Annotated in this window: 8 protein-coding genes and 1 tRNA gene; 6 read left to right on the top strand and 3 right to left on the bottom strand. The window is 45.6% G+C overall.

Annotated features, from left to right (window positions below; all coding sequences use genetic code 11):
• The first annotated feature begins 5 nt into the window (after positions 1–5).
• Both AC1DFM_RS30600 and AC1DFM_RS30595 read left to right on the top strand, forming a co-directional pair.
• Positions 6–1,004: a PorP/SprF family type IX secretion system membrane protein gene (locus AC1DFM_RS30600; protein WP_477080591.1), complete on the top strand. Its 999-nt coding sequence runs from the start codon at positions 6–8 to the stop codon at positions 1,002–1,004.
• Positions 1,005–1,071: 67 nt separating this feature from the next.
• Positions 1,072–1,728 (top strand): hypothetical protein, encoded by a 657-nt coding sequence (locus AC1DFM_RS30595; protein ID WP_477080590.1) that lies wholly within the window; start codon positions 1,072–1,074, stop codon positions 1,726–1,728.
• 44 nt (positions 1,729–1,772) lie between these two features.
• Here AC1DFM_RS30595 and AC1DFM_RS30590 read toward each other — a convergent pair whose 3' ends face one another.
• Positions 1,773–4,550, bottom strand: a complete 2,778-nt coding sequence (locus tag AC1DFM_RS30590) for a TonB-dependent receptor (protein ID WP_477080589.1) — start codon at positions 4,548–4,550, stop codon at positions 1,773–1,775.
• 270 nt (positions 4,551–4,820) lie between these two features.
• Here AC1DFM_RS30590 and AC1DFM_RS30585 point away from each other — a divergent pair, with 270 nt between their 5' ends.
• The 3 genes from AC1DFM_RS30585 to AC1DFM_RS30575 all read left to right on the top strand — a co-directional run bounded on the left by AC1DFM_RS30585 (position 4,821) and on the right by AC1DFM_RS30575 (position 6,804).
• Positions 4,821–5,504, top strand: a complete 684-nt coding sequence (locus AC1DFM_RS30585; protein ID WP_477080588.1) for a DUF1345 domain-containing protein — start codon at positions 4,821–4,823, stop codon at positions 5,502–5,504.
• 254 nt (positions 5,505–5,758) lie between these two features.
• A tRNA-Glu gene (locus AC1DFM_RS30580) sits at positions 5,759–5,830 on the top strand.
• A gap of 113 nt (positions 5,831–5,943) precedes the next feature.
• Positions 5,944–6,804, top strand: a complete 861-nt coding sequence (locus AC1DFM_RS30575) for a sigma-70 family RNA polymerase sigma factor (protein ID WP_477080587.1) — start codon at positions 5,944–5,946, stop codon at positions 6,802–6,804.
• Here AC1DFM_RS30575 and AC1DFM_RS30570 read toward each other — a convergent pair.
• A complete protein-coding gene (locus AC1DFM_RS30570) occupies positions 6,801–7,421 on the bottom strand; it encodes a succinate dehydrogenase/fumarate reductase transmembrane subunit (RefSeq protein WP_477080586.1) in 621 nt (206 codons plus the stop codon). The genes AC1DFM_RS30575 and AC1DFM_RS30570 overlap by 4 nt on opposite strands.
• 165 nt (positions 7,422–7,586) lie before the next feature.
• On the opposite strand from AC1DFM_RS30570, the gene AC1DFM_RS30565 reads away from it, so the two are divergent.
• A complete protein-coding gene (locus tag AC1DFM_RS30565; protein WP_477080585.1) occupies positions 7,587–10,802 on the top strand; it encodes a sensor histidine kinase in 3,216 nt (1,071 codons plus the stop codon).
• 107 nt (positions 10,803–10,909) lie between these two features.
• Here AC1DFM_RS30565 and AC1DFM_RS30560 read toward each other — a convergent pair whose 3' ends face one another.
• Positions 10,910–12,313 carry an MBL fold metallo-hydrolase RNA specificity domain-containing protein gene (locus tag AC1DFM_RS30560; RefSeq protein ID WP_477080584.1) on the bottom strand — a complete coding sequence of 468 codons (1,404 nt, stop codon included), beginning with the start codon at positions 12,311–12,313 and terminating at the stop codon, positions 10,910–10,912.
• Positions 12,314–12,317 lie beyond the last annotated feature (4 nt).

The following is a 12,317-nucleotide window of genomic DNA, read 5'->3' as shown; positions in this document are numbered from 1 at the left end:
CAACTATGCACACAAAAAAATATCTGACATTCCTGGTGATGTTGTTGGTGAGTTGGCAATACGCCCATGCACAGCAGGATGCACAATTCAGTCAATATATTTTCAACGGGATTTACATTAACCCTGCCTATGCCGGTTACCGGCAGGAATTGAATGCTCATGCCTTTTACAGAGATCAGTGGGTAGGGATAGCCGGTGCACCGCAAACGATGTCGCTGGCGGTAGATGGCAGTGTTAACAACGACCGGGTAGGGCTGGCCCTGCAGGTATCGCATGATAAAATTGGGGCGCAAAGCCAGCTGGCAGCCTATGGGAATTATGCTTACCGCATTCCGTTAGGAGGGGAAACCGGACGACTGGCGCTGGGTATTGGCGCCGGCATCGTACAACAGGGAATTAATACCAATGCACTTGACTTCACCAACCCTAATGAGCCAGGCATTAACGGAGCCGCTCAAAACATGGTGTTGTTCGATACCAGGGCAGGAGTATACTATTCCACCGCTAACTGGTTTGTTGGTTTTTCGGCAGATAATCTTACAGCACAGTACCAGGCGAAAAATAAACCATTAGGTCATTTTATCCCGGTGCCTAAACCCCACTATTACCTGAGTGGCGGTGCCTTACTGGCATTGAACGATGATGTATCCTTAAAACCCATCTTTTTGCTGAAAGATGATAGAGCCGGGCCTACCAGTCTCGACCTGAATATGTTTGTATTACTGAAGGATGTGGTATGGGTAGGTGGTGGTTATCGTACCGCAGTGGATCTCTATAATAAACCTGCATTACAACCCGGGTTAACGAAATCCAGTGCTGTAGTGGCTATGGCAGAAGTATTTGTTTTGCCCGAGCTGAGAATAGGCTATGCTTTTGATTATGCCCTGAATAAGTATCGTACCTACAACAATGGTACTCATGAAATATCTGTAGGATATTATTTTAAGAAGATGGATAGTGCCCGGCGTAACTCGTTAAGGCAGGTCCGCTGCTCGTATTTTTGATTACAGTTTTTTAGTAGTAGGTTTGTTGAGATTACAGAGAGAACCTATTGTTTAAAAGTTGTAGCCCATGACAATTATTTCAGCCATTCTTTATTTTCTCAGCCATTCTCCGGGATGGTCATTCCCTATTTTGATGATTCTTTGCCTGCTGCTATGGACCTGGACAAAGAAATGGATATTTGGTATTCTGGCATTGCTAGTACCTATCATGAATATCTTCCTGGCACATATGCTGAACGCCTGGTTCCTGAATGCGTATGGTATTAAAGGCACTGCTATCATTACCAAAGAAGAGCAAACCAACTCTACACTTAACGACCAGTACATTTATGATTATGATGTATTGCTGAAAACGGCAGACGGAAGAGATATACTGACTGGCTTTTCTACGATGTCTGCCGCGGTGTACCCAATCCGGAATGCCATTCTTATTCCTAATGTAAACGATCCGTTTTTGGTGAAATACATACCAGGCTATGAGAAGAACATCGTTATTTTAAGTGATGAATCTAACTTTGGTATTGCGAGAAAAATGATGAAGAATCAAATCGAAGTGCAAAAAACGGAGATTCAATACAACGCCAGTCCGTACAATAAAGCCTTTAAAGAAGAGTATTTGCAGGCGTTGAAAGCCTATGTGGCCGATACAGACAATGTTTCAGATCCCAATGTCATTAATCGGTATAAAGCTATTATCCAACAGCTGGAATCTGGCCAGCCATAAGAATAATAACGGGGTAGCATAAACGCTACCCCGTTATTATGTTATTAAAAGTTCAGGTTTAATCTCGCAAACAGGAACCGGCCATTGAAGCCAAATTGCTGAGAAGCACGGGAGTAAAGGAACCGTCCGGAACTTTGGTTGCCTACAGATAACTCATCAGGATATACATCCAGCAAGTTATTGGCGCCAATAGTCAGCCCTAAATTCGGAATGAATTTATAACTCACACTAAGATCCGTAATTACTTTCCCCTTATAGGTATCCTGATTAGCTACAATGTTGGTAGCTTCTGTCACTTTTCCGAAGTATACGTTGCGTAAGAAGATCCCCCATTTCTGAATGCTGTAATTCAGCGACAGGTTCGCTTTGGTGCGCGGTACAGCAGATTCGAGGTAGATACGGCTGGCGGCATCGAAATAAGTGCTTTCCTGGCCCGCCAACTGTTCGGACGAGTGAATAGGACCTACCAGCGATGTTTGGGCAAAAGTACCGGAAAGGTCTGCTCTTAAAATACCTTTCCCCGGATGTGTAGTGTAGGTAATTACTACATCCACTCCTTTTGTTTCTGTGTTAATAGCATTGGCGAAGAAGCGCGCCGTTTGTGCATTGGCAGAGCGGAGAATATTATAAATCTCCTGTTCTTTCGGTGTGCCATTTTGTTTACCGGAAAACTGACCGGTATACACAATGCGGTCGTCAATGCGGATGTAATACCCATCCACGGTGATTTTCAGCGGTCCCAGGTTGCTGGTTAACCCTGCGCTGTAGTTGTGGGAGGTTTCCTGTTTTAGTTTGGGTATTCCCAGCAAAGCCGCTATCCGGCTGTCGTTGGTGAAGGTGCCTGATTCTACGAAGGCGCCATCTACGAATACGCTGGAGGTAGCATTGAAGTAACGCTGATGCAGGGAAGGAGCCCTGAATCCCGTACTGGCGGCAGCTCTAAGCAATAATTTGGGGCTAAACTGATAACGGCCCGCTAACTTCCAGTTAAGGGTAGAACCAAAGTCGGAGTAGTTTTCAAAACGAAGAGCACCATCTACCAATAGTTTCTCCGTAAAGTTTACTTCCACATCGCCATAACCGGCCACAGAAGTGCGGGAGGCGTTGGTAGCATTATCGGGGCTAAATCCGGGAAAGCTTTGGGCTGCGCCGGCAAAAGCACTGCCATTGGCCGCAAAGCGGGTAGGAATGTTGCCTTTGGGATCAGGAATCAGTATAGGTTTTCCGCTGGCATCTGTACCTATTTTCAGTGCGTTGCCATAGTTAGTATAAGAGGAGGCTTCGCCGGACAGGATGCGGTAATTTTCATACCGATGCTCCGCACCAAATGCCACGTTGATGCCTTTTAACGGACCTGTAAAGAAGCGGCTGAAATCCAGATTGGTGGTGTTTTGCTGGAAGCGATAGCCGCCTGCTTCAAATGAAGTGGGAGAGGCTTTTAACATGGAAGCATTCAAGGTTTGATCTACCGTAAAGTCCACGCCGTTTTCACCAAAGGTATTACTGAAGTCTACTTTCCATTCATGCAATGTGCCGCGGATACCTGCTGCGAGCGACTTATCGCGGTTATCGGTTACGATTAACGGCAGGAAGCCATTCGGATAAATGGTGTCATTGTTTTGTGTGAGCTGGGAAGGTGTTCTAAAAAATGCCGCTGCTTCCGCATGGCGATAATTTAATCCACCAAAAGCATATACTTCCGCATGTTCACTCACAGGGAGTGAAGCGTTGAGAAAGAGGCTACCACCACGGTTGGCCGACTGACCTATTCTGGAGTTAAAGTCGTTGCGTGTTAATCCGCGTTTCGCCAGTTCTGTGTCGGTGATGTCTTTTCCTGTTGGGCTGCCTGGTACGGTCGCCAGCGAGGGGTCGTTGTAATCGCTGAAGATGGTGCCGTTGAAGGTGCCGGTACGATTGGTATAATTGCGGTAGTCGTAAGATCCGGCGAGGTTCACAAATCCGCCTTTATCACCCAGGGGCAGACCGAAGTTGATATTGGTCTGAACGGTTTGTCCATCAAGATTATTTTCTGCGTGTTTGGATACATATCCGCCGGTAGTAACGTTAACGTCTACCTTATTCACTGCATCGTTTAACACGATGTTGATAACGCCGGCAATGGCGTCGGAGCCGTATTGGGCGGCGGCGCCATCGCGCAGTATTTCAATTCTTTTGATTGCGGCAGTGGGAATGGCGTTCAGGTCTGTACCTACAGATCCTTTCCCGAAGCTGCTGTTGATGTTCACCAGCGAGGTGGTATGTCTTCTTTTACCATTGATTAATACCAGTACCTGGTCGGGACCTAAACCGCGAAGGGCGGCGGGGTCAATATGATCGGTTCCGTCTGACAGGGTTTGAGTATTAGAGGAAAAAGAAGGAGCCACGTAGTTAAGTATCTGGTTAATGCTTACCTGCGGCGAGTATTGGGCAATTTGTTTTACATCAACTACGTCTACCGGTACAACGGTAGAGAGCTGGCTGCGGGGTTTGCTCCTGGAGCCCAGTACAACCACTTCATTGAGGTCGTCGGTGGAGGTAAGGAGGAAGTCCAGCGTAACATGTTGCCCGGCCGCCAGGGTCACGTCTTTTACAGTGGTTTGATAGCCGATGTAACTCACACTTACTTTATAAGTACCGGGTTGCAGGGCTATTTTGTAATGACCTCCCAGGTCGGTGGCTGCACCGGTGTTTTGGCCGGTTATTTTAACGGAAGCACCTACCAGGGGTTGATTCTTATCAGCTACGCGTCCTTCAATGGATTGCCCGTAGGCCGTATAAGAGAATAGGAAAAGGAGAAAAAGGGCATAGAGCTTTGATTTCATACGCTTGTTTTTTTTAATTGAGATGATGGCTAAAGAAATGAGATCACTTTAGAGAACCAGGGAACAATAGTTATGGGTTTTGGATAATAATCGGGTTGTTGTTGAGTAATGGGCTGTTTGTTGGCAGCCTTAGATTTTGATTATTGTGTTGCTAATGTAGCTAAATTGATTGACCTGACCAATAGTCTACTTGTTTTGTAGGATAATAATTTGAGAAGAGGATGAATAAGCTTTGAAAAACAGGATTATCTTTAACGAATAAGCATCCTTATGAGAAAGAAGAAAGCTGTCAAGTTACTTGTCGCCATGCACCCTATGCAGCGGGTGTCGGTCAGTCTGGCGCTAACCCTGATTACCTTTGCCGGCCTGTTTTTCAGTGGGGCTAATTTACATCCGTTGATTACCTACGTGATGCTTTGGGATGTATTTGCCCTGTCTTACATCACTACGGGTTGGATTGTTTTTTATAACCGGTCGGTCAATGAAATCCGTACCTGGGCAAGGGTAGACGACGGCAGCCGGATCTTTGTTTCCTTTTCCGTGGTGATAGCGGCTTTCGCCAGTTTAGTGATTGTGTTATTGCTGATGCTGTCGAAAGATATTACAGGTGGTTCTCATCTGTATTTACCGGTGGCTATTACCGGGATGCTGGCTTCCTGGACTATGGTACATACTACCCTGACCTTCCATTACGCCAATTTGTACTATGATGATGATACAAAAGACGTGACCAAACATGCCGGCGGACTGGACTTTCCCAATGAAAAATGCCCGGACTACCTCGACTTTGCCTACTTCTCGTTTGTGATAGGCATGACCTTCCAGGTATCGGATGTGGAAATTTCTGCCAGAGTAATCCGGCGTACGGCATTAGCCCACGGATTATTGTCTTTTGCACTGAATACGTTTGTAGTGGCATTGACCATTAACCTGATAGCTGGATTGAAACAATAGATCGTATATGCATAGGGGTTATATGGAGGTATCCATCTCCCTAAAAAAATTATAACAGCGGAATAGTTTTTTAGGGAGATGCCTGATTTTTGTTTAGATCCGCAACAGTGGCTGAAAAGGATGGGGCAGGTTGAAGGGAAAGAAACTTAAAAAGCCCTGTTTTTTGTGTGATTCTTCTTACCTTTACAAAAGAATCGAAAAAAAATTTTGGATTGTAAAACATTTTCCTATCTTTGCAATCCCAAACGAAAAATGCCGCGTTGGTCAAGGGGTTAAGACGCCTCCCTTTCACGGAGGAATCACGGGTTCGAATCCCGTACGTGGTACAAGAAGCCTGCAAAATTTGCAGGCTTTTTTATTGCACCTATTTTAAGATACTCCCCACGTGCATTACCAATCATCAGCATTACCTTTGGCATCAAATAAATGATAGCTCCTGATGCCACATCATCGTGATCACTTGTCGCATTTCCTGGAACACAAATCCCGGCTACATGGATTGGCATACAAGATGACAGAACGCGTAAGCGATACCGCTGATATTTTGAGCGATGTGTATCTTTCCTTTTCTATGCAACCCATTGATCAGATCCAGGAACCTGAAAAGTACCTGGTTCGTGCGGTGATCCATGGATGCCTGGCGCTATTGAATAAGCAACAGCATTTCACATATCCCGGCATCAATCTTCCCGAGCCTATCATTTACGAACGTTTCCCCGATTTACAGCAACATGATGTTTCCTATGCATTACTGGTAGTGCTTCAGAAGCTCAATGCCATAGAAAGAGCCGTTTTTTCACTACGTGAAAGTTTTGACTATGATTATGATGAAATAGCTGCACTACTTGGTATTAGCCAGGATAATTGCAGACAGCATCTGCATCGCGCTAAAGAAAAACTGAAAACAGGAAAGGTCAGATACCTCCCTTCTCAAAAAGAAAGAGAAGAAATGACACAGGCTTTTCTTATTGCCTGTGCAACAGGGGATACCAAATGGTTTGAAACATATCTCTCGAAAGAAATCACCATTTTTGCGGATGGCGGGGGTAAGGCAGTAGCAGCCGTGAAGCCTGTTGCAGGACAAGCCAGCGTTATTTCTTATTTGATAGGTATCGCCACTAAATTCGGCAGTAACCTGTCTTACCACATCAAACAGGTGAATATGGAAACCGGTGTTTTGCTGGAGAACACATTAACGGTACAACCAGATACGGTAATGATATTGACTTTTGATCATCATCACCGCATCAGTGAAGTATATCTCATCAGAAACCCGGATAAGATGACATTCGTTGTTTAAAAGTATTTGGCGATAAACGTCCGGTACTCCAAAGGGATGTCCCACCACTTAAAGCCATGTGTGAACCCCATGATGATAAGTGCCGCAACTACTATCCCAACAGTACTTATCAGGCCGGCGCCCCATTTCGACCTTGTTCGCAGATAGTGCAGAGAAGCCACATGCAGACTGATGGCGCCAATACTCAAAAAGTAGTAGGGTATAAAGAATAAGGTGGCCGGATAAAGATTTAGTCCTGCCCCTGCAAAATAGAAATTGGTGTCTAAGTGTTCAATGAAACGCCCTGCAAGAACGGCTGACACATGAACTATTAAGAAGAACGACAGATAAATGCCCGACCAGATCTGTATTTTTTCTGCCCTGCTTTTCTTTTGCTGGTTAAACAGTAATCTTACCCCTGATATCACCTGCGTCAGCACGGCCAGCAACAGTATGGTTTCAACGATAGGTTGCCGGTACACTTTTCTGAGCTTTTCCATGAATGCCATATGAGCATCCGGGCCGGTCAATGCTAACAAATGATTGAATAAATGAACACCAATAAAGATGGAAAGCGTTATACCAGAAATGTAATGCAGCCGCTTAATAGCCGCTTTTGAGATGATGATTTTTTTCATGAATATGTCCTTTCCTACTATAGAGAGACATAGGCGGATTTTGTGACAGATAACAGAAAAAAAATATGGTATTTCTAATTAGTTTGCCAGCATTCCGCTAGTATGCAGCATATTCACAACAACATTTAGTATTTTTATTCGAAGTACTGCTTCCCAAAAATAAGAATGAGTCTACGGTATATCAAGGCTACTGCCCAAGGATGGCAATATGCAGCCAGGTATCTTTACTACCTGCTGTGGATGATGGCATGTACTATACCAGCTTCCTTTGCCCAGCAGCCGGGCAGTTTAACGTACGAATTTTCCCATCTTGATATCAACAACGGGCTAGCCAGCAACCACGTTTCCGCCATTATGCAGGACCGGAAAGGTTTTATCTGGATTGCCAGCACCGCCCTGCAGCGCTATGATGGCACTAACCTCGTCACCGTAGCCAGCTTCGACCGGGTACCCGGCTCCATCTACTACGATGATATCTGCCTCTGTGAAGACCGGAAAGGACGCATCTGGATGGGTACCCCGGACAATATTCGTGTATACGACCCGGTTACCGACCAGGTGAGGGCACTGAAGATATCAGATAAGGATATTCGTCCCGAAGGGCTGCAATGCAGCCAGATTGTGCAGGATCACGACGGTGTAATATGGGCCACCACCCACGATGGCCTCCTGCGTTTCAACGAAAAAGCATTTAACTTCCAGAAAGCCACCGTTATTCCCGAACCCGACCGCCTACAAATGATGGACGCCATCATGGAAGATGAAACCGGCAACCTCTGGATTAGCGGTAAAAAAGGCGTTTATATACTCGATCGTCAGCGGAAACATCTATACAGCAGGGCCAATAACCCCGAACGCTTACCCGTACTGGATATCAACAATAGCTTCAAAAAAATATACACCGACGCTTTCCACCAGATATGGCTGGCTGGCAGAAGTGCACAACTATATCACTATGACCCCGCCACCCGGCAGCTGAAAAACTATGTTTTCGATAAGCCGGTAGGGAAACAGTCTCCCGATAAGCCTGTATATGGTGATGCCATCTTCAATATCATTTCCGATAAGGAAAAACATACCTGGATGGCAACAGAAAAAGGCGGTGTTTTTCGCTATAATAACGTTCTGCAAGCATTTGACCTGAAAATTGTTGCCAATAACGCCGACGAAAACGGCTTTCACTTCACCTATGAAGCCAACTGCTTCCTGAATGATCGTGATGGCCACCTCTGGATTGGCACCGACAGAGGCGTGAATATCCTCAGCCTGCATAACAAAACATTCCGCCTGCTGGATGAACATACTATTTTCCCCGCACCTACCCGCGAACGACTCCCCGCCAGCGAGGTAACCGGTATCTACCAGGCTGCTAACGGTAACGTATATGTAGGCTATTGGGGCCATGGCTTCGCCCGCCTGACATCCGACCTGAACCTCATTAAAAATTATGTGCACAATGATGGTCCGCCCAATGTGACCATCCCCGAAGAACGGGGACTGGTATGGACTTTCGCAGAGTTAAAAGACGGCACCATCCTGGTAGGACAGGAGAACGGTAACTTGTCTCTCTTCAATCCCGCTACCGGAAAATTTATTAAACATGTATCGTCGCCTGCTTTATACGAACAAACGCTGTTACAGCTGAAGGTGCAAAATGATACCACCGTGTGGATTGGCCTGTATAAAAGAGGACTGGCCAGCTGGAACCCCGAACGTAACACCTTCCAGGCATTTAATGAATTAACGGATGCCCTGAAACGTCCGGTATCAGTGATGGAGATTATACCGGAAGGAGACTCCATCCTGTGGTTAGGCACCAGCAGTGCAGGTCTCATCAAATTTAATACGCAAACAAGGAGAATTTCCACGCGGGAAACATTCACCTGGAATAATACGCATGTATATAGCAATGTTACCAGTCTGCTACGCTATAACGATAGCACGCTGCTGGCCGGAACAGACCATGGACTATGGATTTACAATACCCGGAAACATACTTACAATCCGCTCCTGATCAACAACAAACTATTTGATCAATGGGTGCTGAGCATGGAAAAAGGTGCAAAAGGGGAGATCTGGTTTACCACACAATACGGCTTCTATCGCTATTTCCCCGACCAGAATAAAGTGGAAACATTTATCCAGGGAGATGATATCATCGACAACTCCCGCAAAGTACGGCGACGTATTGTGAGGTTAACAAATGGTGAACTGGTAGTAGGCGCTTCTGATCACTTCGTGGTTTTTGATCCGGAAAGCCTGCGCGTGGCGCCTCCTCCGCCGGATGTGACCATCATCAACCTGAAAGCACTGGATAGTATTGTGCTTGTTCAGGCAGCGTTGCGCGACAGCACCCCCGTCGTACTTAACTACAAACAAAACTTTATCAGCATAGAGTTTAAAAGCCTGCAATATCACCAGGAACGCATCCGCTACTATTATCAGCTGGAAGGAGTAGATGAAAACTGGGTGCTGAATGATAACATCCTGGTGGCTAAGTACACCAACCTCCCTCCGGGAAGCTATGTTTTCAAAGTACGCGCGGTAAATACCGCCGGAACATTTTCTGAAAATACCAGCAGACTGAAAATTTATATTAAGCCCGCATTCTGGCAAACCAGTTGGTTTAGGTTGTTATGCGTGCTGCTGGCGGCCTCGCTGGTGTATCTTTACTTCAGATTACGCATTGCCAGTATCAGGAAAGAAGCCAAACAACGCGAAGCTATACAACAACAAATTGCGCAATTGGAAATGAAAGCGCTGCGGGCACAAATGAATCCACACTTTATTTTCAATGCGCTGAATTCTATTCAAACGTTTATGATGAAGAGTGAAACGGAACAGGCGTTATCGTACCTGAGTCGTTTTGCTAAGTTGATTAGGAATGTATTGGACAATTCGCAGCTCAATAATATCACCATCGCCCAGGAAGTGAGTGTGTTGGAGAATTACATGGAATTGGAAAAGCTGCGTTTTACAGATGAATTTGAGTATGAGATTTTCGTGGACCCTTCACTGGACCCACATATGGTAGAAGTGCCTACCATGATCATTCAGCCCTTCGTGGAAAACGCCATCTGGCATGGGTTGCTGCATGAAAAAAGCAAAGGTAAGGTCACCATCATCTTCAATAAAGTAGATAACCGTATTCGATGCAGCATAGAAGATAACGGCATCGGCAGAGAAAAGTCTGCCGCTATGAAGCGGGTGAATAAGCCCCGGCATCAGTCACGCGGACTACAAATAACCAGGGATCGTTTAGCGTTGTATAACAGCCGCTTTAATGTAGATGCCAGCTTTGATATTGAAGACCTTACAGATGAGGAAGGAAAGGCTATTGGAACGCGGGTTAACCTGTGGTTGCCATTGATAGAAGAATAAGCGGAGGTTGTCTTAGAACAGGATTAAACTGATTACACTGATTTTCGTATCTGACAAAAATATAATCAGTGTAATCAGTTTAATCCTGTTCTAAGACAAAAAATCGCTTAACTCAATCCCAGTTCGTAATGACGTTCCGGAATTTCAATATCGAGGAATCCTTTTTTGAATAAAAATTTTTGGAAAATCTGTTGTACATCGTATTCACCATGTACCAGGAACAGTTTCTTTACTTTCTTAGGGTCCTGACAGGCCAGCCACTGGCTTAAATCTTCATAATCACCGTGAGCACTCATAGAGCGGATCACGCCGACTTCTGCATTTACCTGGAAGCGGGTACCGTAAATAGATACTTCTTTAGCGCCGCGCATGAGGCGTCCACCGAGTGATTGAGGTTCGCAATAACCTACAATCAGGATGGTATTTTGTGGCTCGTCGATGTTATTGGCGATGTGGTGTTTTACACGGCCAGCTTCCGCCATGCCGGAGGCAGAGATGATGACGCAAGGTTCTTTACGGAAGTTGAGCGCTTTGGATTCATCTACTGATTTGATATAACGCAGGCCGGGGAAGTCGAATGGATCATCGTCTTTCTTCAGCAGGTTAGATACTTCTTTGTTAAATACTTCGGGGTGTGCTTTGGTAACAGCGGTAGCTTCTGTGGATAGCGGGCTGTCTACAAAGATATCTACTTTCGGAAGGGTACCTTTCAGCTGGGCATTGTTAAGTGCATATAATAGCTCCTGGGTGCGGCCTACGCTGAAAGCGGGGATGATGAGTTTACCTCTTTTTTCTACGCAGGTTTCGTGAATATAACGCAGCAGCTCATCATCAGCAGGTTTGGCATCTGCGTGCAGGGTGCTGCCGTAGGTAGATTCTATCAGGATATAATCTGCCTGTGGGAAGGTAGCCGGTGATTTCAGGATGGCATCATTATACCGGCCTATATCGCCACTGAAGGTGATTTGTTCTGTTTTACCGTTTTCAGTGATACGCAGGTGTACGGAGGCTGCGCCTACAATGTGGCCGGCATCGGTAAACATGAGTTGCACATCCGGATCAATATTGATCCAGGTATTGTACCCTGAAGGTTTTAAAGAGTGGATGGCAATTTTGGCATCTTCCACACTGTACAGTGGTTGTACATAAGGAAGACCTTCTTTGGCCATTTTCTTGTTTGTGAATTTTACATCATCTTGTTGTATTTCGGCAGAGTCCAACAGCAGTATTTCTGTCATGTCGCGGGTAGCGCCTGTACAGTAAATATCACCTTTGTAGCCCATTTTCACGAGACGGGGAATCAGGCCGGAGTGGTCGATATGTGCATGCGATAACACCATGTAGGTCACGTCCTGTGGATCGAAGCCGAAGTCTCTGTTCATGGAATCGGTATCATGTCCCATACCCTGGAACATACCGCAATCCAATAAAATCTTTTTGCCATTCTTAAGTGTGATCAGGTGTTTTGATCCGGTAACGGTGCGCGCAGCGCCATGGAATGCAATTTTCATATCA

This window comes from Chitinophaga sp. 05T412 (assembly GCF_056396465.1).
Note: the sequence above shows the minus strand (reverse complement) of the source record. Positions and strands in the feature narration are given on the sequence as shown.

Bases quoted from the DNA above. Each gene is read 5' to 3' on its own strand.
- AC1DFM_RS30600 (WP_477080591.1), top strand. From the start codon at position 6: ATGCACACAAAAAAATATCTGACATTCCTGGTGATGTTGTTGGTGAGT.
- AC1DFM_RS30590 (WP_477080589.1), bottom strand. From the start codon at position 4,550: ATGAAATCAAAGCTCTATGCCCTTTTTCTCCTTTTCCTATTCTCTTAT.
- AC1DFM_RS30565 (WP_477080585.1), top strand. From the start codon at position 7,587: ATGAGTCTACGGTATATCAAGGCTACTGCCCAAGGATGGCAATATGCA.
- AC1DFM_RS30570 (WP_477080586.1), bottom strand. From the start codon at position 7,421: ATGAAAAAAATCATCATCTCAAAAGCGGCTATTAAGCGGCTGCATTAC.
- AC1DFM_RS30560 (WP_477080584.1), bottom strand. From the start codon at position 12,313: ATGAAAATTGCATTCCATGGCGCTGCGCGCACCGTTACCGGATCAAAA.
- AC1DFM_RS30595 (WP_477080590.1), top strand. From the start codon at position 1,072: ATGACAATTATTTCAGCCATTCTTTATTTTCTCAGCCATTCTCCGGGA.
- AC1DFM_RS30585 (WP_477080588.1), top strand. From the start codon at position 4,821: ATGAGAAAGAAGAAAGCTGTCAAGTTACTTGTCGCCATGCACCCTATG.
- AC1DFM_RS30575 (WP_477080587.1), top strand. From the start codon at position 5,944: ATGCCACATCATCGTGATCACTTGTCGCATTTCCTGGAACACAAATCC.